This is a genomic window from Empedobacter sp. UBA7611 (assembly GCF_002484365.1).
In the GTDB taxonomy this organism is placed as follows: domain Bacteria; phylum Bacteroidota; class Bacteroidia; order Flavobacteriales; family Weeksellaceae; genus Empedobacter; species Empedobacter falsenii_B.
This window is the reverse complement of the sequence record NZ_DLJR01000037.1, coordinates 71,182-93,444: the sequence shown is the minus strand read 5'-3', so window position 1 is coordinate 93,444 and position 22,263 is coordinate 71,182. Positions and strand designations below refer to the sequence as shown.

Annotated in this window: 21 protein-coding genes; 15 read left to right on the top strand and 6 right to left on the bottom strand. The window is 32.3% G+C overall.

The window, feature by feature from the left end; genetic code table 11:
- The first annotated feature begins 27 nt into the window (after positions 1-27).
- The 4 genes from tatA (at position 28) to B3R94_RS05645 (ending at position 3,652) form a co-directional block, all read left to right on the top strand.
- Positions 28-210 (top strand): twin-arginine translocase TatA/TatE family subunit, encoded by a 183-nt coding sequence (tatA, locus tag B3R94_RS05660; RefSeq protein WP_038336575.1) that lies wholly within the window; start codon positions 28-30, stop codon positions 208-210.
- Positions 211-291: 81 nt separating this feature from the next.
- Positions 292-903: a DUF4254 domain-containing protein gene (locus B3R94_RS05655; RefSeq protein WP_291099227.1), complete on the top strand. Its 612-nt coding sequence runs from the start codon at positions 292-294 to the stop codon at positions 901-903.
- Between the two features lie 98 nt (positions 904-1,001).
- Complete coding sequence (locus B3R94_RS05650) at positions 1,002-1,376, top strand: alpha-N-acetylglucosaminidase N-terminal domain-containing protein (protein ID WP_291099224.1); 375 nt, start codon at positions 1,002-1,004, stop codon at positions 1,374-1,376.
- 74 nt (positions 1,377-1,450) lie between these two features.
- Positions 1,451-3,652 (top strand): M1 family metallopeptidase, encoded by a 2,202-nt coding sequence (locus B3R94_RS05645; RefSeq protein ID WP_291099221.1) that lies wholly within the window; start codon positions 1,451-1,453, stop codon positions 3,650-3,652.
- A 91-nt stretch (positions 3,653-3,743) separates the two neighbouring features.
- Here B3R94_RS05645 and B3R94_RS05640 read toward each other — a convergent pair whose 3' ends face one another.
- Together B3R94_RS05640 and B3R94_RS05635 are read right to left on the bottom strand one after the other, a co-directional pair.
- Complete coding sequence (locus B3R94_RS05640) at positions 3,744-5,882, bottom strand: S9 family peptidase (RefSeq protein WP_114998391.1); 2,139 nt, start codon at positions 5,880-5,882, stop codon at positions 3,744-3,746.
- Between the two features lie 9 nt (positions 5,883-5,891).
- Complete coding sequence (locus B3R94_RS05635; protein ID WP_181816258.1) at positions 5,892-6,239, bottom strand: arsenate reductase family protein; 348 nt, start codon at positions 6,237-6,239, stop codon at positions 5,892-5,894.
- Between the two features lie 110 nt (positions 6,240-6,349).
- Between B3R94_RS05635 and rluF the strand changes: the two genes are divergently transcribed.
- The 3 genes from rluF (at position 6,350) to B3R94_RS05620 (ending at position 10,630) form a co-directional block, all read left to right on the top strand.
- A complete protein-coding gene (gene rluF / locus B3R94_RS05630) occupies positions 6,350-7,264 on the top strand; it encodes a 23S rRNA pseudouridine(2604) synthase RluF (protein WP_291099214.1) in 915 nt (304 codons plus the stop codon).
- 114 nt (positions 7,265-7,378) lie between these two features.
- The gene (locus tag B3R94_RS05625) at positions 7,379-9,823 is read left to right on the top strand and encodes an alpha/beta hydrolase family protein (protein WP_291099211.1); all 2,445 of its coding nucleotides are present in this window, start codon (positions 7,379-7,381) and stop codon (positions 9,821-9,823) included.
- An 84-nt stretch (positions 9,824-9,907) separates the two neighbouring features.
- Positions 9,908-10,630, top strand: coding sequence for a GLPGLI family protein (locus B3R94_RS05620; RefSeq protein ID WP_114998385.1), 723 nt, complete (start codon positions 9,908-9,910; stop codon positions 10,628-10,630).
- Positions 10,631-10,684: 54 nt separating this feature from the next.
- Here B3R94_RS05620 and B3R94_RS05615 read toward each other — a convergent pair whose 3' ends face one another.
- The 3 genes from B3R94_RS05615 to B3R94_RS05605 are packed head-to-tail and all read right to left on the bottom strand — an operon-like array spanning position 10,685 to position 13,506.
- On the bottom strand, positions 10,685-11,629 hold the full coding sequence (locus B3R94_RS05615) for a pseudouridine synthase (RefSeq protein ID WP_038334708.1): 945 nt from the start codon (positions 11,627-11,629) through the stop codon (positions 10,685-10,687).
- A gap of 10 nt (positions 11,630-11,639) precedes the next feature.
- Positions 11,640-12,563 carry a UbiA family prenyltransferase gene (locus B3R94_RS05610; protein WP_114998383.1) on the bottom strand — a complete coding sequence of 308 codons (924 nt, stop codon included), beginning with the start codon at positions 12,561-12,563 and terminating at the stop codon, positions 11,640-11,642.
- Positions 12,564-12,588: 25 nt separating this feature from the next.
- Positions 12,589-13,506, bottom strand: coding sequence for a mevalonate kinase family protein (locus tag B3R94_RS05605; protein WP_280049240.1), 918 nt, complete (start codon positions 13,504-13,506; stop codon positions 12,589-12,591).
- Between the two features lie 243 nt (positions 13,507-13,749).
- Between B3R94_RS05605 and B3R94_RS05600 the strand changes: the two genes are divergently transcribed.
- The 8 genes from B3R94_RS05600 (at position 13,750) to rfbD (ending at position 21,570) form a co-directional block, all read left to right on the top strand.
- The gene (locus B3R94_RS05600) at positions 13,750-14,406 is read left to right on the top strand and encodes an HPP family protein (protein ID WP_114998381.1); all 657 of its coding nucleotides are present in this window, start codon (positions 13,750-13,752) and stop codon (positions 14,404-14,406) included.
- Positions 14,406-15,290 carry an NAD kinase gene (locus B3R94_RS05595; RefSeq protein ID WP_280062626.1) on the top strand — a complete coding sequence of 295 codons (885 nt, stop codon included), beginning with the start codon at positions 14,406-14,408 and terminating at the stop codon, positions 15,288-15,290. Before B3R94_RS05600 ends, B3R94_RS05595 begins: the two co-directional genes overlap by 1 nt.
- A gap of 118 nt (positions 15,291-15,408) precedes the next feature.
- Positions 15,409-16,170 carry a DUF6089 family protein gene (locus tag B3R94_RS05590; RefSeq protein ID WP_291099208.1) on the top strand — a complete coding sequence of 254 codons (762 nt, stop codon included), beginning with the start codon at positions 15,409-15,411 and terminating at the stop codon, positions 16,168-16,170.
- A 7-nt stretch (positions 16,171-16,177) separates the two neighbouring features.
- Complete coding sequence (locus B3R94_RS05585; RefSeq protein WP_291099205.1) at positions 16,178-16,927, top strand: isoprenyl transferase; 750 nt, start codon at positions 16,178-16,180, stop codon at positions 16,925-16,927.
- 20 nt (positions 16,928-16,947) lie between these two features.
- Complete coding sequence (gene bamA, locus B3R94_RS05580) at positions 16,948-19,470, top strand: outer membrane protein assembly factor BamA (RefSeq protein ID WP_291099202.1); 2,523 nt, start codon at positions 16,948-16,950, stop codon at positions 19,468-19,470.
- 61 nt (positions 19,471-19,531) lie between these two features.
- Positions 19,532-20,119, top strand: a complete 588-nt coding sequence (locus B3R94_RS05575) for an OmpH family outer membrane protein (RefSeq protein WP_286495463.1) — start codon at positions 19,532-19,534, stop codon at positions 20,117-20,119.
- A gap of 26 nt (positions 20,120-20,145) precedes the next feature.
- Positions 20,146-20,661 (top strand): OmpH family outer membrane protein, encoded by a 516-nt coding sequence (locus tag B3R94_RS05570; RefSeq protein WP_114998374.1) that lies wholly within the window; start codon positions 20,146-20,148, stop codon positions 20,659-20,661.
- A gap of 54 nt (positions 20,662-20,715) precedes the next feature.
- Positions 20,716-21,570, top strand: a complete 855-nt coding sequence (gene rfbD / locus B3R94_RS05565; protein ID WP_038334743.1) for a dTDP-4-dehydrorhamnose reductase — start codon at positions 20,716-20,718, stop codon at positions 21,568-21,570.
- Between the two features lie 68 nt (positions 21,571-21,638).
- Here rfbD and B3R94_RS05560 read toward each other — a convergent pair.
- Positions 21,639-22,263, bottom strand: a 625-nt coding sequence (locus B3R94_RS05560) for an aminoacyl--tRNA ligase-related protein (RefSeq protein ID WP_349680738.1), incomplete at its 5' end; no start/stop codon positions are given.

The following is a 22,263-nucleotide window of genomic DNA, read 5'->3' as shown; positions in this document are numbered from 1 at the left end:
ATATATTTGCATTAAAATCAATTCAGTATGGGATTAGGAGGTAAAGAATGGATCGTAATCGTACTTGTTGTGTTATTATTATTCGGAGGAAAGAAAATTCCTGAATTAATGAAAGGATTAGGTTCTGGATTAAACGAATTCAAGAAAGCAACAAAAGATGATAACAAATCAGAAGCTACTGAAAGTACTTCTGACAAAAAAGAAAATTAAAATATATTTTTAATTAGATAATAGAGCATTGTAGTTGCGTATACAATTACAATGCTTTTATTTTATAAACTAAAACAAAACATGAAATTCACAGATAAAGCTTGGTCTATTTTTAATCAAAGTATCAATGATTATCACAAATATGATGATGTAAATCGTCAAATCGAAAATCCATATAGCGAAGAAGATTTAATCGCTCATTTATTGTACAAAAAAAATTGGATTGATACAGTTCAATGGCATTTAGAAGATATTATTCGTGATCCACAAATTGATCCTGTTGAAGCGCTAAGTTTAAAACGTTGGATTGATAAATCAAACCAAGAACGTACAGATATGGTAGAATATGTGGATAGCTGGTTTTTACAACAATATGCAAATGTTGATGTAAAAGCAGATGCAACATACAATACAGAATCTCCTGCGTGGGCTGTAGACCGTTTTTCTATTTTATCGCTTAAGGTTTATCACATGAAACAAGAGGTAGAACGTGAAGATGCAACACCGGAGCATAAAGCAGCTTGTCAAGTGAAATTAGATGTTTTGAATCAACAACATCAAGATTTATCAACAGCGATTGAAGAATTGTTGGCTGATTTTGAAGCAGGTAAAAAATACATGAAAGTGTATAAACAAATGAAAATGTATAATGACGAGGATTTGAATCCAGTTCTTTATGCAAACAAGAAATAATTTTCAGAAAAATTAATAAAATATAGAAAACTCATCTTTTTTGGATGAGTTTTTTTATTATAAATAAAGCCTTAATTTCATCTAATCAAAACATTAGAATGAAAAAACTGAAATTTATTACTTGCTTTACCTTATTTATTTTGGGTACACAACTGTATGCACAATATGCTGCAGTAAAAGATTTGGCTACGCGACAATTTCCGTGGTTGAAGAATAAAGTTGTACTCAAAGAGATTCCAAAAGAAAATGACGAAGATGTCTTTGTCATCGAAACAAAAAAAGATAAACTTTATATCTCTGCTTCGTCTACAAGTGCCGCTTCGCGTGGATTAGATTGGTATGCTAAACATGTGGCACACCAAAGTATTTCGCATATGGGCGATAACAAATCGCAGCTTGCCAAACTTCCACAAATTAATCAACCAAAAAAATCATCACCAGAAGAATTTAAAAACTTCAAACTAAAATTTTAGAATAATTATAAAGTTGAAATTACCTCGTATTGAAAAATATGAGGTAATTTTATAATTACTGTAAAATTTCACACATGAAGAAAAATTATTTCAAACCCTTACTTTTAGGAATAAGTTTATTTTCGATTTCGGTTTTTGGTCAACAAGAAAGACCAAAATATGATTATCAAGAAGCTTTCAAACCATTTTTTTATCAGAATAATGCAACAGAAACTCGTTCGGCGAGCGGAAAACCAGGTCATAATTATTGGCAAAATCGTGCGGATTATAATCTGAATGTTAGTTTGAATGAAGAAAAAAATGAAATTTCGGGAACATCTGAAATTACATATACCAACAATAGTTTTGATGATTTAGACTTTTTGTGGCTACAATTGGATCAAAATTTATTCAAAAAAGAATCTCGTGGAAGCGCTTTATTACCAATGACAGGAAGTCGTTATGGCGATTCTAATTCACAATTTGAAGGAGGTTATAAAATCAAATCAGTCAAAATTGATGGAAAAGATGCGCATTATACTATTTCCGATACAAGAATGCAAATTGATTTGATTAATCATTTGAAAGCGCGTGGAGGAAAAACAAAAATCAAGATTGAATATTCGTTTGTTTCGCCAAATTATGGAGCAGATAGAATGGGAGTTGAGCCAACTAAAAATGGAAAGATTTTTACGTTGGCACAATGGTTTCCGAGAATGGCAGTTTATGATGACGTTATGGGATGGAATACATTACCATATTTAGGAGCGGGTGAATTTTACTTAGAATACGGAGATATTACGGCAAACATCACTGTTCCAGCAAATCATTATGTAGTTGGTTCGGGCGAATTATTGAATCAGAATGAAGTGTATTCTAAAGAACAAATAAAACGTTGGGATACTGCTAAAAACAGTGAAAAAACAGTGGTTATTCGTTCAGCAGATGAGGTAAATAATTCTGTTAAAACTTCAAATGGAACTAAAACATGGAAATTTAAAATTCAAAATACAAGAGATTTTGCTTGGGCATCTTCTTCAGCATTTATTTTAGATGCAGCACGAATTAATCTTCCAAGTGGTAAAAAATCTTTGGCAATTTCGGCTTATCCAGTCGAAAGTGATGGAAAAGAAGCTTGGGGAAGATCGACAGAATATACAAAAGCTTCTATTGAGCATTACTCGAAACAATGGTTAGAGTATCCTTATCCAGCGGCGACAAATGTGGCAGGAAATGAGGGTGGAATGGAATATCCTGGGATTGTTTTTTGTCATATGACTTCGAAAGGTGAAGGACTTTGGGGTGTTACAGATCACGAATTTGGACATATTTGGTTCCCGATGATTGTTGGTTCTAATGAGCGTGTTCATGGTTGGATGGACGAAGGTTTTAATACGTTTATCAATGATATTTCGACGAAGAATTTCAACAATGGCGAATATTACAAAAAGCAATCTGCACAACGAATGGCGGGTTATTTATTCAGCGATAATCTTGAGCCTGTAACGACTCAACCAGATAATATGCGCGAAAGAAATATCGGTGCATTGTTGTATTATAAGCCAGGTGCAGGAATGAAAGTTTTGCGTGAAACAATTTTGGGTGAAGAAAAATTCGATAAAGCATTGCGTCGATACATCAAATATTGGGCATATAAACATCCAACGCCAGAAGATTTTTTCCGCACGATGGAAAATGTTTCAGGAGAAGAATTATCGTGGTTTTGGAGAGGTTGGTTTTTGAATAAATGGACAATTGATCAAGGAATTAACAGTGCAAAATATGTAGATGGAGATTACAAAAAAGGCTTGATTTTGAAAGTTGAAAATTTTGGACAATTACCAATGCCAACTACTGTTCAAGTGAACTTTAAAGATGGGACTTCTCAAGAAGTTAAATTACCGATTGAAGTTTGGAAACGTAATACAGAATGGACATTCAAAGTGCCTTCAACAAAAGAAGTTTCGATGATTAAATTGGATCCAAATGGAGCTTTACCAGATATTGATTTGAAGAATAATACATTCAATATGGCGGATGTAAAACCTGTTGAAAAGATTAATCCAAAAGAATACGAAGGTACATTTACGAATAAACAAATTAATTCAGAATTTGTGTTGAAAGCTGAAAACGATAAATTGAATTTAGTTTTTGGTGGACAAACTATTCCATTAGATTATCAAGGTGATGGTAAATTTGTGAATGAACAAGGCGGTTTGGAATTGACTTTTGCAAAAGATAAAAAGACATTTTCTGTAGAAGAAGCTGGACAAAAGTTTGAGTTTACAAAGAAGTAAATTTGTTCTAAATTTTCATACTGAACCCGTTTTAGCATCACATCATAAAATATAAAAAACCACTTCGTAAGAAGTGGTTTTTTGTTGATTATTATTTTTGAGATGTACCTTCTGGTTTAAGATATAAATCGAAGTAATCTGTAATTTTTTGCATCAAATGAACGCGGTCTTTTCCACGAACATTGTGCTCATGTCCAGGATAAACAAAGTAATCCATTTGAACACCATTTTTCACTGCTTCGCGAATAAAATCAATCGAATGTTGCCAAACAACCACATTATCTTGCGCTCCGTGAATCATCAATAATTTACCTTTTAAGTCTTTTACACGGTTAATTAAATTCGTGTTTTTGAAACCTTCAGGATTATCTTGAGGCGATTCCATGTAGCGTTCTGTATACATAATTTCGTATTGCGTCCAATCTAAAACTGGTCCACCAGCAACTCCAACTTTGAAAACGTCAGGTTTACGCAACATGAATGATGTTGTCATAAATCCACCATAAGACCAACCATGAATTCCCATACGTTCCGCATCTACGAAAGGTAAAGTTTTCAAGAAATCAACACCTTTCATTTGGTCATTCATTTCTGTAGTTGCCACATTTCCGTGAATCGCTTGTTCAAATTTAAGACCTCTATTCGCCGATCCGCGTCCGTCCATTGTAAAGACAACATAACCTTTTTCCGCTAAATGATCATACCAAAGATTTCCTGTTGCAGGAAAACGATTTGTGATTAATTGAGCGTGAGGACCATTGTATAAATAAACGATAACTGGATATTTTTTCGAAGAATCAAAGTTTGTTGGATAGATTAATTTTCCATACAAATCTGTTCCATCATCCGCTTTTAACGTTACATTTTCAACTTTCGCTGTGTTGTAATTTGCCAAAGGATTTTGAGCAGTTAAGATATTTTGTTTGAATTTTCCATTTGCATCCAACACATCAATTTTACGCGGCGTGTTGTCATTACTCCAATTATCAATTGCATATTCTCCGTTCGTTGAAACCGATACATTGTGCGTTCCTGCATCTGTCGTTATTTTACGCAACTTTCCATTCTCCCAATTCACCGCATATAAATGACGATCTTTCGGAGAATCTTTTGTTGTTATAATTAAGAATTCTTTTTTCTTCGCATTTTCGCCAACAAGATCCGTTACAATCCAATCTCCTTTTGTGATTTGGTTTAATAATTTTCCATCAGTATTGAAACGATACAAATGCATAAAACCATCACGTTGCGACCACCAAACAAATTCGTTATTTTTTCCTGGAATAAAATGTAATTCATTTTGAGGTTCTACATATTTTGCATCATCTTCTTTGAATAATGTTTTAATCAATTTCCCTGAAACAGCATCATATTGATTCAATTCCATGTGTTTTTGATTACGAGAAAGTAACGCGATATAAATATGTTTTTCGTCTGGCGACCACGTAACCGAAGTTAAATAATGATCAACTTCTGGATGAATTTCTAAGAAAGTCGTTTTTTGAGTGGTTGGATTATAAACACCTAACGTAACGGTATGATTTTTTGTTCCAGCAAATGGATATTTGATGTTTTTGTTCACCGCAGGTTGTACAGACCAATCGATAATTGGATAATCTGTAACCGCTGTTTGATCCATTCTATAAAATGCAACTAAATTCCCTTTTGGAGAAATGAAAATTCCTTTGTGAATCCCAAATTCATTTTGATGAACCGATTTTCCATTCACAATTTCATATTTTCCGTCTTTGGTAATTTGATGTGTTTTTCCAGATTTATCAACAAAAAATAAATTGTTGTCAATTACATATCCAACTTGATTATTCGTCGCGTCGAATTCTATATTTTCTGCATTTTCAGGTAATTTCAACCAATCGTTTTGTTGACCAGCAGTTGTAATTGTTTTGTAACCTGTTTTTGTAGAAAAATAAGCTTGCTTATCATTGATCCAATTCAAAGAAGGAATTCTTTTATTCTCAAATTGAGAACTTCTAAAAATTGTATCAGTTTTAAGAGATGGAACTTCTTTCTTGATTAAAGCTTCTCCGTATGATGTTTTTACATTTTGCGTGTACGCATTTTGATTCGGAATCCATTGTACTTGATTTAGATTCTCGATACGTAAATTTGTCGATAATCCAAGTACAGCATCCTCCATTGTGATGTTCTTTTTCTGAGCAAGTAAACTCGCGCTCATCAAAAGTGTACTCAATAAAATTGTTTTTTTCATGTGTGATTTCTATTTCAAATATTGCCCAAGGGCTTCTAAGTTTTTCTTTTCGTTTCCAATAAAAATTTTGTCTCCATCTACCACGACAGGACGTTTTAGGAAAGTATAATCTGATAAAATATAATTTTTGATATCATCTTCAGAAAGCTGTTGATCTTTCAATCCTAATTTTTTGTAATTCTGTGCACGTCGCGAAAATAAAGCTTCGTAGTTGCCAGCTAAATTCTTCATTTCTTCTAATTCTTCTGCTGTTATCGCAGTCGATTTTATTTCATGCAAATCAAAACTTGTAAAATCAAACTCTTTCATAATACGTTTGCACGTATCGCAAGTTTTCAAAAAAAATACTTTTTTCATTTCTCAAAATCTTTGGTTTTGTAAAGATAAATAAGTTTCATCGTTTTGCAGAATGATAAAGAATTTTGTCAAAATATATTTCAAATCGATAAAAAACTATCTTTGCAAGTATGGAAGAAACTAATTTTTTGCGTTTAAACAAATATATTAGCGATAGTGGTTTTTGTTCGCGTCGCGAAGCAGATCAATACATCGAAAATCGTTTGGTACAAATTAATGGACGAGTTGCTAAAATTGGGCAATTTGTAGGACCAAATGATGTGGTGATTGTAAAAGGTGTCGAAATAGAACCGCGCGAAAAGGAGCATGCGGTTTATATTATGCTGAATAAACCTGTGGGCGTTACGTGTACAACAGATCCTACAGATCCAGATAATATTATCGATTTTCTTTCGTTTGGAGAACGAATTTTTCCGATTGGTCGTTTAGATAAAGATTCGCAAGGATTGATTTTATTGACAAGCGATGGTGATATTGTGAATAAGATTTTACGTGCTGGAAATAATCACGAAAAAGAATACATTGTAACCGTTGATAAACCAATTACGGATGAATTTTGCGAACGAATGTCGAAAGGTGTTCCGATTCTTAATCAGGTTACGAAGAAATGTAAGATCGAAAAAATAAGTACAAATGTTTTCAAAATTACATTGATTCAAGGTTTGAATAGACAGATTCGTCGTATGTGCGAATATTTTGGATATGGTGTAAAAAAATTAGAACGTGTTCGGATTATGAATTTAACGTTGAATGTAGGAATTGGTCAACATCGAGATTTAACGGCAGAAGAATTAGCAGAAATCAATCGCTTGACGAAAGATTCGGAAAAACACGAAGAAAAGAAACCAGCTTCAAAATCAAAAAAATCATCAGCGAAAAAAACAAAAGAAATTTCTCCAGATTTTAAAGATTCGAAAGGAAAATCAATTAAAAAGCCAGTAAAAAAATCAACAACTCAAGCCAGAGTAGGAAAAAGTAAACCACCTACAAATACGAAAGGAGGTAAATTTGGTAAAAGAAGATAAAATCAAAAGACGAATATTTTTCGTCTTTTTTTATACATTTTGGTCAAAACTAACTTCTATCATATCATTTTACTAAAGATTCAATATCTTTATAAAGTAAAATCTTAAAAACACATGAAGAAAATTGTTTACTCGTTGCTTTTTATAGCGATGACTTTTGGAGCGTCGGTAAAAGCGCAAGAAAATGTTACTTATCAATTGCCTCCGCAAGAAATTTTACAATTGGCAGACGCGGATATGCCACCATCAATTAGTACAGATCGAAAGGCAGAAAATGCATTTTTGTCTTACAGAAGTCGATACAAAACGATTAATGAATTGTCAGAAAAAGAATTACGTTTAGCAGGATTACGAATTAATCCAGTGACAAATATTAATTCGCGTGAAACATTCAGTGAGAAAATTACTTATTTTGATCTGAAAACTTCAAAAGAAAAAACCATAGCTGGTTTACCTGTAAAAGGCCGTTTTTCTAATCAATCTTGGAATACTTCTCAATCGAAATTTGCCATTACAAATACAACAAATAAAGGTGTGGAATTGTGGATTGTTGATGTAAAAACGCAAGCTGCAATAAAAGTTTATGAAGATAAATTAAACGCAAACTTAGGTCGTCCTTTCAATTGGATTTCAGATACAGAATTAATTGTGAATGTAATTCCAGCTTCTAAAAAAGCATTGATTGATACGAAAGATGCTATTGCGACTGGACCTACAGTTTCTGTTGCTGACGGAAAAGAAGCGCAAAACAGAACCTATCAAGATTTATTGCAAAATAAAAATGATGAGTTTAACTTCGAACAATTAGCAATTTCTGAATTAGTAAAAGTTAATATCGAAACAGGAGCAAAATCAAAATGGAAAGATGCTGCGATGTACACGGATATTTCGACTTCTCCAGATGGGCAATATGTTTTGGTGAACGAAATCAAAAAGCCTTTTTCATATTTAGTAACTTACAATAGTTTCCCTTCAACTGATATTGTGTATGATATCAATGGAAAATTAGTAAAAGAAGTTGATCATAAAGAGTTACAAGAAGTTGTTCCGAAAGGATTTTCTTCGACGATTATGGGAAAAAGAAATTTGTATTGGAGAGCAGATAAACCAAATACATTGTATTGGGTTGAGGCTTTAGATGGTGGTGATGCAAATAAGCCTGCGGAATATCGCGATGCGCTTTATCAAGTTGCCGCGCCTTTTACTGCGAACAAAGAGTTGTTGGTAAAAGTAAAAGATCGTTACAGAGGAGTGACTTGGGGGAATGATGAGGTTGCGATTGTGAGAGATGCTTGGTATAACACGCGTAACGAAAGTAGTTATTTGTTCAATCCGTCAAATCCAACTCAAGAACCAATCCGTTTTTTCAGTAGAAATTCGCAAGATGCTTACAATAATCCTGGAAATTTCGTAACTGAAATGAATGATTATGGTTACAATGTTTTAGCTATTAACAAAGGAAAATTGATGTTAGTTGGAGAAGGAGTTTCTGCGGAAGGAATTTTACCTTTTGTTGATGATTTTGATATCAAAACGCAAAAAACTTCTCGTTTATGGAGAGCGCAGAAATCAGATAAATTAGAAGCGATTGCTCGTGTTATCGATCCGAAGAAAGGGATCATTTTAGAACAAATTCAATCGAAATCAGATTATCCAAATTTATATGTTCGTAATATTTTTCAGAAAGGAGGAAAGCCAAAACAAGTAACGTTTACAAAAAATCCTTTTGAAGCAATGAACAAAGTTTCGAAAGAGTTAATTACGTACAAACGAGCTGATGGTGTAGAATTATCAGGAACTTTATACTTGCCACCAAATTATGATAAAACGAAAAAGGAAAAGTTACCAATGTTAATGTGGGCTTATCCTCGCGAGTTCAAAGATGCATCTACGGCTGGTCAGGTAACAACTTCTGAAAATAAATTTACTTCTCCTTCTTACGGAGGTCCTATTTATTGGGCATTGAGAGGATATGCGGTTTTAGATGATGCGGCTTTCCCGATTATTGGAGAAGGAAAAGAAGAGCCAAATGATACCTTCGTTCCTCAATTGGTTGCCAATGCAAAAGCAGCGATTGATGCGGTAGATAAATTAGGTTATATTGATCGTGAAAGAGTTGCGGTTGGTGGACATTCTTATGGTGCGTTTATGACAGCGAATTTATTAACACATTCTAATTTATTTGCGGCAGGTATCGCACGTTCAGGTGCTTATAACCGTACATTGACGCCTTTTGGATTTCAATCTGAACAACGTAATTATTGGGAAGCTCCAGATGTTTACAACACAATGGCGCCTTTCCAAAATGCAGATAAAATGAAAACACCATTGTTGTTAATTCATGGTGAAGCAGATAATAATACAGGAACTTTCCCGATGCAATCTGAGCGCTATTTCAATGCATTGAAAGGTTTGGGAGCGACAACTCGTTTGGTTTTATTACCAAAAGAATCTCACGGATATGCAGCCAGAGAAAATATTCTTCACATGTTGTGGGAACAAGATCAATGGTTAGAGAAATATGTGAAAAACAAAGGAAAAAATTCTGAAAAGAAATAATTCTCAATATAAGAAAAGCGATTCAATTTTGAATCGCTTTTTTATTGTAAATAATTATTATATTTAGTTCATAATTAATCAACTATGAAATTAAAAGCTTTACTCTTCTTTCTAATGATTTTTTCTCCATTTCTATTTGCTCAAAATTTGTGGAAAGTAGAATATGAAACCTATGATAAAATGTTTTTTGACGAAAAAGATCCTGTTTTTAAGGCAGAATTAGATAAAAACAATTCTACACCAAAATACTATCAATTACTTTTTAATGAAAATCAGTCGTTTTTTTCTGAAATTGTAAGAATTGATAATAGTCAAAATCAATCATCTATGTCGATGAGTACAATTGATGATAATATTTACATCGATTATAAAACTTCACAATATAAGATTGAAGGAAATTATGTGAACAAGAATATTTTAATAATAGATAATTTGCCTAAATACACTTGGACAATTAGTAGAGAATCAAAAGAAATTTTGGGAATTAAAGTAAAAAAAGCAATAACCGAATACAAAGATTCTAAGATAGAAGTTTGGTTTGCGCCAACTTTACAACCAAAAGGAGGACCAATATTTTTCAATGGGTTACCAGGTTTAATTTTAGAATTGAAAGCTGTAACAACAATGAAAGACGAAAGTTATGAAACGATTTTCAGAGCAATTAATATAAAAGAAGCATCTAAAAACGAAGTGATTAAAATTCCATCAAAAGGTCAGAAAATGACACAAATTGAGAAAGATGATTTTGTGAAAGAAGCAAATAAAAAGATGATGGAAGCTTATAATAACAAGGTTTCGAAAGATTAAAACATAAAAAAACCACTTCTTTAGAAGTGGTTTTTAAATTTTATAGCTGAGGTATTATAACATTTTCAAGAAGTTAACTTCTAATTCCGTTAATCTTCTAAAATCACCTCTTTGTAAAGTTTTCTTTGTAAGTCCTGCAAAAGAAACGCGGTCTAACGCTTCTACTTCGTATCCTTTTGTTTCGAAAATACGACGTACAACGCGGTTCCAACCAATATGTAATTCTACACCAACTTCATTTTTCGGTCTACCTTCAATAAAAGAAATTTCGTCAACAACTGCAATTCCTTCAGGAATTAAACGAACACCTTTTTTGATGTCAGCCAAATCATTTGCTGTTAACTTTTTGTCCAATGTAACGTGATATATTTTTTTGATATCATGACTTGGATGTGTTAATTTCTTAGTTAAATAACCATCATTTGTAAACAATAAAACTCCTGTTGTTTGTCTATCCAAGCGTCCTACTGGGAAAATTCTCGCTGTAGTTGCTGTAGACATTAAGTCCATCACAGTTTTACGTCCTTTTTCATCATTTGATGTTGAAATAAAACCTTTTGGTTTATTCAACACAAAATATACATTTTTCTCTGAAGAGATTTTACGACCATCGAAACGAACTTCATCATCGGGTTGTACTTTATAACCCATTTCAGTAATCACTTGACCATTCACTGTAACGATTCCAGTTTTGATCAACTCGTCGGCCTCTCTTCTGGATGCAATCCCTGCATTCGCTACATATTTATTTAAACGAATAGTCCCGTCATCAACTGGTGCTTTTTTCAGTCTTTTAACAAATGGTTTTTCACCTGGTTTGTTAAACGGTTTCTTTGGTCCAAAACTTTTCTTTCCTTCTTCTGATGGTTTTCCACCAAAAGTTGGTTTTCCTTTCCCTGAAGATGGTTTAGAAGAAGAATTTCCTCTTGCTCCACCTTTTCCACGATTGTTCCCGCCTTGGGAATTTCTGTCGTTGGATTGATTTCGTCTGTTATTCATCTGAATTTGATTAATTTATGCGCTGATTAAAATTTTGCGCAATAGTTTGCAAAGTTAAGGGATTTATTTCGATTAATACGATACTAAATACACCCGCAACAATCATTCCCTTAAAAAAATAATGTAAAATCTTATATGCTTGTGTCGATTTTATTCTCCAAATGATAAATAAAATCACTGTGAAAGCGATATTCGCAGCAATAAAAAAGTACTTCATCGCGCCAACATCATTTTTCATAATGATAATAATTCCAATGATTAATTCTGTAATAATTAAACATGAAATCAAAACTTTTGTAAAATCTATTCCATATTTGATTGGAATTGAATCATAATTATAAATCAAATCTGCTTTTTGAGAACTCAAATCTTTTACAATATCAGTAATCAATAATAAAATACTCAAAAAAGTAGCATGTAAAGCCAAATTGAACGTGAAATGATCAAAATAAACCAATAAGGCGAAAAATGGCATGACACGAATAATAACCAAATAAAAGTTTTTGATCAATGCAAATCGATTGATTTTGTGGCTATAAAACCAAACTAGAAATTGATAAATCAAAAAGAAAATGAAAACCTTCCACGAAATTAAGGCTGCAATAATCAATGCTAAAGCATTCAGAACAATGTAAACAGTTAGTTTGAAACCTTGCGAAACTTGTTTCTGAAGATAAACTTGTAAAGGACGTTTGAGTTCGTCTTTTTCTAAATCGTAAAAATTATTGATGATATATCCCGCGGCCACACAAAGTATCGAACAAAGAATAAGCCCGTCCAACTTTGGATTTGTCAACAATTGACGATGACCAACTTCTGGCGCAAAAATAAAAAGTGCAGCAAGGTATTGTGCCAATATTAACACAATTAAATTATAGCCACGAACAACAGAAAATAATGCAAAAACTTTTAAGATTATTTTCTGAACGTTCATTGATTATATTTTTATAAATTATTTTTTAGAATTTGTAAATAACTTCGGTCTGGAAGTCTTTTAAGTAGCTTTTCGCTTTGTCATAATCTTGTGTAAAACCAAGAACATAACCGCCTCCGCCAGAACCACAAAGTTTTAGGTAATACGTATCTGTATCAATTCCAGTTTTCCATGCATTCACCAGTTTTTGAGGAATCATTGGTCTGAAATGCTCATAACCCCAAGCTGACAATTTTTGAAGATTTGAAAAAAGTGGATTGTATTCACCTTTCACAAAGTTTTCGATACATGCGTTGTTGTATTTAATAAATTCTTCTTTCAATGTTTTACGAAAACCCTCTTTTTTCATTTTTTCGAAGAAAATATGAATCATTGGCGCCGTTTCTCCTGGTGTACCCGAATTGATTAAGAAAACAGCTCCTTTTCCGTCTACGTTTGCAGAAGGTAAACCAATTGTCGAGATATCATCTTTTGATTGAATTAATAAAGGAATATTCATGTAACAAATCAAAGGATCAATTCCAGAACTTTTTCCATGAAAATGAGATTCTAAATTTCCGAAAAGAGCTTTTAATTTGCTAATTTTTTCTTTGTTTAGATTTTGATTGATATCAATTTTATTCAAGGCATATTTGTCATAAATAGCTGCAACCAAAGCGCCAGAACTACCTACACCATATCCTTGAGGAATGTTAGAATCGAAGTACATTCCGTTTGCAACATCTTCCGAAAAAGATTTTGTATCAAAAGTATCTGCAAAATTCTCTTCTAAAAATTTCGCATAATTTTTCAAGTGAGCATTTGACTCTTCTGCAATTTCAGAAGGCTCAAATTTTAATGCACCTTGGTAAAAATTATAAGGAATTGTTAATCCTTTCGAGTTTTCAATAATTCCATATTCGCCAAAAAGTAAGATTTTGGCATAAAATAATGGGTTCTTCATTCAATGCTAAAATTGGTACTGCAAAGTTACAAAATTTAAGCCATTCTTTTTTTAATTTGAGGAAGAGTTTTGTTTTAAAAAATTGTAAATCACATTATTTTTTGATTAATAGTAGTTTTTGGAATATATTTTGACTAAATAATTTAGAATAAATTGGTTAAATTTCAATTAATAATCAATGATTTTAACCGAATTAGCATTAAAAATAGAGAATTAATGTATTAAAATATATAAATTTGTGCCATGTATATCACCGAATATCTATCGAATGAGATAAAACCAGGGAAAGTTAATTCTTCTCCAAGTCAGCTTTTAGAAGTTGTGCAAGAGAATAAATTGACGCATTTACCTTTGTTTAAAGGGTTGGATTTTGTTGGAAATATCTCGGAAGAAGATTTGATTGAATTATCAATTGATGATGAAAAAGTAGATTATACTTCGTATTTGGAGAGTTTTTATCTTTCTGAATCGAGTACGCTTTTAGATGCAATTCAGATGATGTATACGAATCAGGCGAATATCTTACCGATTATTAATGAACAATCGCGTTATGTTGGTTTTATTACGGAAACGGATATTATCAACACGTTTGCAAATTTCCCTTTTGTCGCTGCACAAGGCGTTTCGATGTTAGTTTCGATTGCGGAAAAAGATTTGTCGATGACCGCGATTTCTAATATTATTGAAGTGAATAACGGAAAAATTTTGGGAATGATGATTGTTGGGAATAAGGAGGATAGCGTTTATGTTTTGCTGAAATTTAGTTCATCGAACTTGTTGACAATTGGTGAGACATTTGAACGTTATGGATATCAAGTGATTCAAAAATTTTATAATGACGAAAAACAAGAACTTCTGCAAAGTCGTTATGCACAATTGTTAAAATACATGAATACCTAATGATAAAAGTTGCACTTTTTGGACAAAAAACAAGTACGTCTTTAACGGATATTATTCCACCATTTATTAATTATTTAGTTCAGAACGAAATTGCTTTTTGTGTTGAGCAAAATTTTCTTCAAATCTTAAAAGAAACAACTGATTTTGATACTGATAATGTAGAAACCTATACTTCTCATGATGATTTAGACAAATCGGTCAAGTTTTTATTCAGTTTTGGTGGAGACGGAACAATCTTATCGGCAACTACAATTGTTAAGGATTCTAATATTCCAATTATTGGCGTAAATACGGGACGTTTAGGCTTTTTAGCAACAATTAATAAAAGTGTATTGTTGGAGCAAATGGATAGTTTTTTCAATGATGATTATAACATTATTCCACGAACTTTATTAACAGTGAAAAGAAGTGATGGTGTAGAAATTGAAAATAATTTTGCGATAAACGAAGTAACTGTAGTTCGCCGTGAAACAACTAGTATGATTACAGTTGATGCTTATTTGAACAATGAATTTCTAAATTCTTTTTGGTCTGATGGATTGATTATTTCTACGCCAACAGGCTCTACAGGATATTCGTTGAGTTGTGGTGGACCAATTGTTCATCCGTCCAATCAAAATTTTGTTATTACACCTGTTGCGCCACATAATCTTAATGTGCGTCCATTAATTGTATCAGAAAACGAAAAAATTGACTTGAAAATACGTAGTAGAGCTAATGAATACTTCCTTTCGTTAGATTCTCGTAACTTTCCTTTAACAACTGACGTCGAATTGACGATACAAAAAGCTGACTTCAAAATCTTAATCGTTGAAGCTATTGACGCGACTTATTTCACAACTTTGAGAGAAAAAATGCTTTGGGGTTCAGATAAAAGGAATTAAAATTTACAATAAAACTTCTTAATTTTTGTTAAATCAGTTACGTTGAATTGACTTTTGTTTATATTTGTTCGAATTTAAAAGAAGATAAAAAGCAAAAGCCGAAAAAATAACACAACTTATGAGGAGATTATTTTTGTTTGTTTTTATACTATGTATTTCGCAATTAACTTTTGCGCAAAGACATGAACTCGGAATTTTTGCTGGTGGAGCAAATGTGATTGGAGATATTGGTAAAGCCAGTTATATCAATCCATTTCCTACTAAAACTGAACCTGATGGAAAAATTTTCCTGCCTGTTTCGATTGGAGGGTTGTATCGTTTTAATATAAATCCGCAAATGGGTTTTAGAGCAAATATATCTTATTCAAAAGTTGGAGCAAGTGATCACCGCTCGAAAGAGTATTACAAATTAGAAAGAAATAAAAATTTTCGAAATAATATTGTAGAAGGATCTTTGATGTTTGAGTATAATTTCTTTAACATCAATGATGATCAAGAAAAAGCGCAATCACCTTATATTTTTGTAGGAGTTGGAGCTTTTTCTGCAAAAGGAAAAGAATATGATTACGATGGAACAAACAACGTAATTATCGAAAAAACAAAATATAATACCGATTTAACAATTCCTTTTGGAGTTGGATATAAAGTAAGATTCAATTACAATTGGATTTTATCTTTTGAGACAGGTGTTCGATATACAAATGTGGATTATATCGATTATAATACAGGCAAATTTAGTGAGGAATATAAAAATATTTTCCCAAATTTTCCTTATGATAATGAAGTAGTTTACGGAAATCTATCTAACAAAGATTGGTATGTTATAACAGGAATTTCGTTGACATATAGTTTTGGTCGACCTGCTTGTTATTGTGATTAAAAAAAGAATGGAAACTAGTTTAGTAGAACAAATAGATAAAAATAATATACCTAATCACGTTGCAATCATTATGGATGGTAACGGAAGATGGGCCAAGAAGAACGGTAAAGAAAGAACTTTTGGACATAAAAGTGCTTTAGGAGCTGTTCGATCTTCTATAGAGACATGTCGTAGATTAGGAATAAAACATCTTACACTTTACGCATTTTCTACAGAAAACTGGAATCGTCCAAAATTAGAAGTCAATGTTTTAATGACTTTATTAAGTTCTGCAATTAAGGACGAAATAAATGAATTACACAAAAATGGAGTTCGCTTGAATGTGATTGGAGATTTATCAAAATTACCAAAAAAAGCATTCAAAGATTTGACTCAAGCAATGGAAAAAACGAAAGACAACACAGATTGTGTTTTGACATTAGCATTAAGTTATGGTTCGAAAGAAGAACTATTACACGCGATGAAATCTATTGCCCAAAAATACAAAGACGGAGAAATATCCGACAATGATTTTAATGAAGAATTAGTTCATCAAAACTTATATACACACGATTTACCTATGGTAGATCTTATGATTAGAACAAGTGGCGAAACCAGAATTAGTAATTTCTTGTTGTGGCAAATTGCTTACGCAGAATTATATTTTACAGAGGTTTTGTGGCCTGATTTTAACGAGGAAGAATTTTATAAAGCAATTTTAAATTACCAAAATCGAGAACGTAGATTTGGTAAGATAAGCGAGCAACTAACGAACTAATCGAACTGAAATAGAGGATTATGAAGAAAATTTTTTGGACAATGTGTATGCTTGGAGCTTACATGGCACAAGCGCAAGTCGTAGATTCTACGAAAACCATTGATTCAACACAACAAGATAATTTTGTCTTAGATTATACCAATGCACGAACTTTCAAATTGAAAGATATCGTTGTAACAGGTGACTCTAAATATTCTAAGAATCAAATTATCCGTTATGCAGGTTTTGCTATCGGTGAAGAGATAGAATTACCAGGTACGAAGGTAAATAATGCTGTAAAAAAATTATGGAGATCTAATATTTTCTCTGACATCGACTTGTATGTAGATAAAATAGAAGGTAACGAAGTAACATTAGAGCTTGCCTTGGTTTCAGTTCCTAGTTTAGGAGAAATTAAGATTAACGGCGTGAAAAAATCGCAACGCGAAGATTTAATCAAACAAAATAAATTAAATCCAGGTGTTAAGATTACACAAAGTTTAATCAATACGACAAATAATAAAATTAAAGATTATTATACTGGAAAAGGTTATCCTAACACAACAATTAATGTAGAACGTCAGCCAATTGTTGGTAAAGAAGACGAAGAAAACATTACATTAAATGTGAATCGTGGAGAGCGTGTAAAGATTAAGAAAATCATTTTCGAAGGAAATGAAAACTTAACTGCTGCTCGTTTACGTAAAAAAGGGATGAAAAATACCAAACAGAAATCTATCAATATCTTCAAGTCATCTAAAATGATTCCTGAAAAATTCCAGGAAGATTTAAAAACATTGGTTGAAGAATACAAATCTGTTGGTTTTAGAGATGCTAAAGTTGAGTCATACAATATCGAAAAAGTTGATGATAAAAACTTATTGGTAAAAATTAAGGTTAACGAAGGAAAACCATATTTCTTAGGAGATGTAACGTTTTCTGGAAACTCAATTTATACTTCTGAGCAGTTGCAACGAATTTTTGGATATAAAACCGGAGATCGTTATGATGCTGTCGGAATCAATAAAAAGATTTCGGGATCAGAAAAAGATGATGATATTTCAACGTTATACATGGACAGAGGGTATTTATTTGCACGTGCTATTCCTGTTGAAAAAAGTGTGAAAAATGATACGATTGACCTGGAAATCAAAATTTTTGAAGGAACTCAAGCTACACTTAATAAAGTAACGATTAACGGTAATACAGAAGCACACGATCATATTTTATACCGTGAGTTAAGAACTAAACCAGGAGATTTATTCTCTAAATCGGACATTAAACGTACGATGATGGAGTTAGCTTCTTTAGGATATTTAGAGCCAACGCAAATTGTTCCAGACATTCAACCAAATCAAGATAATAATACAGTTGATGTAGAGTGGAAAGTTGCGCCAAAATCATCTTCTCAAGTAGAATTACAAGGAGGATATGGTGCAGGTACTTTCATTGGTACATTAGGATTAACTTTCGGGAATTTCTCATTGAAGAATTTTTTCAATAAAAAAGCTTGGAAACCGATTCCAATGGGAGATGGACAACAATTATCATTAAGAGCACAAGCTGGTAACGGATATAAAAATTATAGTTTATCATTTGTTGAACCTTGGATTGGAGGAAAACGCCCTACAGCTTTATCAACATCTTTTTATTATTCACAATACGATTACCGCGATAATTATGGAATAAAATCGAAATTGGATATCTTAGGAGCATCAGTTGGTTTAACAAAGTTATTAACTTGGCCAGATGATTATTTCCGTTTATCAAACTCAATTTCTTATCAGTTATATAACTTCGATAATTATGCGATGACTGTTGGTAATTTGAACTATGAGAATGGTTCGTCAAACAACTTGAACTATACATTAGGTTTAACACGTAATTCAGCTGGGCCAGATCCTATTTTCCCACAATCAGGATCAGAAATTAGTTTATCGTTTACGACAACATTTCCTTATTCAGCTTTTAATAACAAAGACTATACAAACATGTCTGATGTAGAAAAATTCAAATGGTTAGAATATTATAAATTCAAAGCTAAAGCATATTTCTACAAAGAATTAACTGGTAAATTAGTTTTAAAAGCCGGTGGAGAGTTTGGAGTTTTAGGAACATATAACCGTAAAATTGGAACAATTCCTTTCGAACGTTTTTACTTAGGAGGAACAGGTCTTACACAAAATCGTTTCGATGGACGTGAGATTATTTCATTAAGAGGTTACGAAGATGCAACAAATTCTGGTGGACAAACAGGAGATATTACGCCAGAAGGAGGTGGTACGATTTATAATAAATATTCATTAGAATTGCGTTATCCAATCACAATGAGCCAAACAGCTAAAATTTATGCATTAACTTTTGCGGAAGGAGGTAACGTTTGGAACAATACAAGTGAATTTAAACCGTTTGAATTAAAACGTTCTGCAGGGGCAGGTGTTCGTATTTACATGCCAGCATTTGGTTTATTAGGATTCGATTTCGGATATGGATTTGATAAAGGATTTGGACAAACAGAACGCTCAGGATGGCAAACTCACTTTATTATTGGACAACAATTCTAATAAATTGAATAAATTTGCTTAGAACATTTTGGCATAATTTTAGAATTAACACACCACAAATATGAAAAAATGGATTAGTTTTATAGCGTTGTTCTTTGGATTAGCAAGTTTCTCTTTTGCGCAAAGATTTTGTTATGTAGACAGTCAGTATATTTTAGAAAATTTACCAGAATATACATCGTCTCAAAACAAATTAAAATCTCAAACAGAGTCTTGGCAAAAAGAAATTGAGCAAAAACAAGAAAATTTAGCTAAATTACAAGCCGAATTCGAAGCCGAAAAGATTTTATTAACGGCAGAACAGGTGAAAGAGCAAGAGAAAAAGCTAGCTGATGAAGTAGCGGCTGTAAGAATTTTGCAAGATAAACGTTATGGACCAAATGGTGATTTAGTTAATCTGAGAAGATCAATGGTAAAGCCTTTACAAGATCAAATTTATAATGCGACAAAAGAAGTTGCAGATAAAAGAGGATATGGTTTTGTATTTGATAAAGGAAGTGATTTAATCATGATTTATACAGATCCAAAGTTTGACATAAGTAGAGAAGTATTAATGACTTTAAGACCAGAGTTGAAACCAAATAATTCAAAAACATCAACTTCTGGAAATAATAAAACTAGTAATAGTAGCAATAAAACAAGAAAATAAATTTTAAAAAACAAATTAGACTAGAAATGAAACAAATTAGATTGATAGCAGTATTTACAATGATGGTTTTCGGAAGCGTTTTATCTTTCGCTCAAGAAATTGCACATATTGATACGCAAGCAGTAATTGAATCAATGCCAGCTTACAAAAAAGCAGAGGCTGATTTACAAGCATTAGGTAAAAAACACGAAGATGCTATCGCAAAATTACAAGCAGACTATAAAACTTTTATGGAAACTGCTCAAAAAGATTTAGCTGGTAAATCTCAAGAAGAGGCTCAAAAATTAATTGCAGCGAACAAATACCAAGAGAAAGAGCAAGAAATGCAAAAGAAATACGAAACGTATGCAAAAGCTGCTCAAGATGAAATGCAAGCAAAAGAGAAAGCTTTAATGGATCCAATCGAGAAAAGAGTAATGGATGCAATTAATGCTGCTGCTGCAAAAAAAGGAGTTAAATATGTTTTACCTGCAGGTGTTTTAGTTTACAAAGCTGGAGGATACGACTTATTAAATGACGTTAAAAAAGAATTAGGATTATAATTTTAAGATATTAATAATACCTTCAAGCCACTATTTTAGTGGCTTTTTTTATATATGAAAAGAATTTTAGTTACCGGAGCGAATGGTCAGTTAGGTCAATCGATTTTAGAGCAATCAAAAAACTACAAGGAAATTGAATGTTTTTTTGTCACTCGAAATGAATTAGATATTACGAATGAAGAATTAATTAATCATTATTTCGAAGATAAATCATTCGATTTTGTTGTCAATTGTGCAGCTTATACAGCGGTTGATAAAGCTGAAGATGATCAAGAGAATGCTTATTTAGTAAACGCAAAAGCAACAGAATTTTTAGCAAAAATCACGAATCAAAAAGGAATTCCTTTTATTCACGTTTCGACAGATTATGTATTTGATGGAACTGAAGCTCAACCTCGTCTAGAAACAGATCAAACAAATCCTATAGGGGTGTATGGTCAAACAAAATTAGATGGCGAAAATTTAGCATTAGAAAACAATTCTAAAACGATTATTTTACGCACAGCTTGGGTTTATTCTCGATTTGGAAATAATTTCGTTAAAACGATGCTTAGGTTGTTTAATGACAAAGATTCGATCTCTGTTGTAGCAGATCAAATTGGTTCGCCAACAAATGCAATTGATTTGGCTGATGTAATCTTAACGATTATTTTGAAAGATGATTTAACCTATGGAATTTTTAATTATTCGAATGAAGGAAAATGTTCTTGGTTTGAATTTGCGCAAAAAATTAAAGAATTGTCTAATTCAACAATCGAAATTAATCCTGTTCCAACTTCAGCTTATCCGACAAAAGCGAAACGTCCTGCGTATAGTTTATTGGATAAATCGAAAATAAAAGAAGTTTATCAATTTGATATTCCGACTTGGGAAGATAGTTTGAAAAAAGAATTGAAACACCTGATTTAGTTTCAATTTTAATAACATAAAAAAGCTCGAGAAATTCTCGAGCTTTTATTTATCTGACAGATTATTGATTAATCTAAAATCTCAAAACGAGTATAAGGTTGCAACGCTTTCGGAATTTTTACTGTTCCATCAGCTTGTTGGTGATTCTCTAAAATTGAGGCTAAAATACGTGGTAAAGCCAAAGCAGAACCATTTAAACTATGTGCTAATTGAGTTCCGTTTTCATCTTTGTAACGTAATTTCAAACGATTCGCTTGGAAAGTCTCAAAATTAGATACAGATGAAACTTCTAACCATTTTTCTTGCGCTTCAGAGAAAACTTCAAAATCGTATGTAATTGCAGATGTAAATCCTGTATCACCACCACAAAGTCTTAAAATACGGTATGGTAATTCTAAATCTTCTAAAATTCCTTTTACGTGCTCAATCATTCCGTCTAAAGCAGCGTAAGAATTTTCTGGTTTTTCGATACGTACAATCTCAACTTTCTCAAATTGGTGTAAACGATTTAATCCTCTAACATCTTTTCCATAAGAACCCGCTTCACGACGGAAACATGGTGAATATGCAGTCAACGTAATTGGTAAATCTTCTGCTTTTACAATTGTATCACGGTAAATATTCGTCACAGGAACTTCCGCAGTAGGAATCAAGTACAAATCATCTTCTCCAATATAATACATTTGTCCTTCT

What these genes read in the sequence shown, in the direction of transcription:
- tatA (WP_038336575.1), top strand. Translation starts at nt 28, where the DNA reads ATGGGATTAGGAGGTAAAGAATGGATCGTAATCGTACTTGTTGTGTTA.
- B3R94_RS05655 (WP_291099227.1), top strand. Translation starts at nt 292, where the DNA reads ATGAAATTCACAGATAAAGCTTGGTCTATTTTTAATCAAAGTATCAAT.
- B3R94_RS05650 (WP_291099224.1), top strand. Translation starts at nt 1,002, where the DNA reads ATGAAAAAACTGAAATTTATTACTTGCTTTACCTTATTTATTTTGGGT.
- B3R94_RS05645 (WP_291099221.1), top strand. Translation starts at nt 1,451, where the DNA reads ATGAAGAAAAATTATTTCAAACCCTTACTTTTAGGAATAAGTTTATTT.
- B3R94_RS05640 (WP_114998391.1), bottom strand. Translation starts at nt 5,882, where the DNA reads ATGAAAAAAACAATTTTATTGAGTACACTTTTGATGAGCGCGAGTTTA.
- B3R94_RS05635 (WP_181816258.1), bottom strand. Translation starts at nt 6,239, where the DNA reads ATGAAAAAAGTATTTTTTTTGAAAACTTGCGATACGTGCAAACGTATT.
- rluF (WP_291099214.1), top strand. Translation starts at nt 6,350, where the DNA reads ATGGAAGAAACTAATTTTTTGCGTTTAAACAAATATATTAGCGATAGT.
- B3R94_RS05625 (WP_291099211.1), top strand. Translation starts at nt 7,379, where the DNA reads ATGAAGAAAATTGTTTACTCGTTGCTTTTTATAGCGATGACTTTTGGA.
- B3R94_RS05620 (WP_114998385.1), top strand. Translation starts at nt 9,908, where the DNA reads ATGAAATTAAAAGCTTTACTCTTCTTTCTAATGATTTTTTCTCCATTT.
- B3R94_RS05615 (WP_038334708.1), bottom strand. Translation starts at nt 11,629, where the DNA reads ATGAATAACAGACGAAATCAATCCAACGACAGAAATTCCCAAGGCGGG.
- B3R94_RS05610 (WP_114998383.1), bottom strand. Translation starts at nt 12,563, where the DNA reads ATGAACGTTCAGAAAATAATCTTAAAAGTTTTTGCATTATTTTCTGTT.
- B3R94_RS05605 (WP_280049240.1), bottom strand. Translation starts at nt 13,506, where the DNA reads ATGAAGAACCCATTATTTTATGCCAAAATCTTACTTTTTGGCGAATAT.
- B3R94_RS05600 (WP_114998381.1), top strand. Translation starts at nt 13,750, where the DNA reads ATGTATATCACCGAATATCTATCGAATGAGATAAAACCAGGGAAAGTT.
- B3R94_RS05595 (WP_280062626.1), top strand. Translation starts at nt 14,406, where the DNA reads ATGATAAAAGTTGCACTTTTTGGACAAAAAACAAGTACGTCTTTAACG.
- B3R94_RS05590 (WP_291099208.1), top strand. Translation starts at nt 15,409, where the DNA reads ATGAGGAGATTATTTTTGTTTGTTTTTATACTATGTATTTCGCAATTA.
- B3R94_RS05585 (WP_291099205.1), top strand. Translation starts at nt 16,178, where the DNA reads ATGGAAACTAGTTTAGTAGAACAAATAGATAAAAATAATATACCTAAT.
- bamA (WP_291099202.1), top strand. Translation starts at nt 16,948, where the DNA reads ATGAAGAAAATTTTTTGGACAATGTGTATGCTTGGAGCTTACATGGCA.
- B3R94_RS05575 (WP_286495463.1), top strand. Translation starts at nt 19,532, where the DNA reads ATGAAAAAATGGATTAGTTTTATAGCGTTGTTCTTTGGATTAGCAAGT.
- B3R94_RS05570 (WP_114998374.1), top strand. Translation starts at nt 20,146, where the DNA reads ATGAAACAAATTAGATTGATAGCAGTATTTACAATGATGGTTTTCGGA.
- rfbD (WP_038334743.1), top strand. Translation starts at nt 20,716, where the DNA reads ATGAAAAGAATTTTAGTTACCGGAGCGAATGGTCAGTTAGGTCAATCG.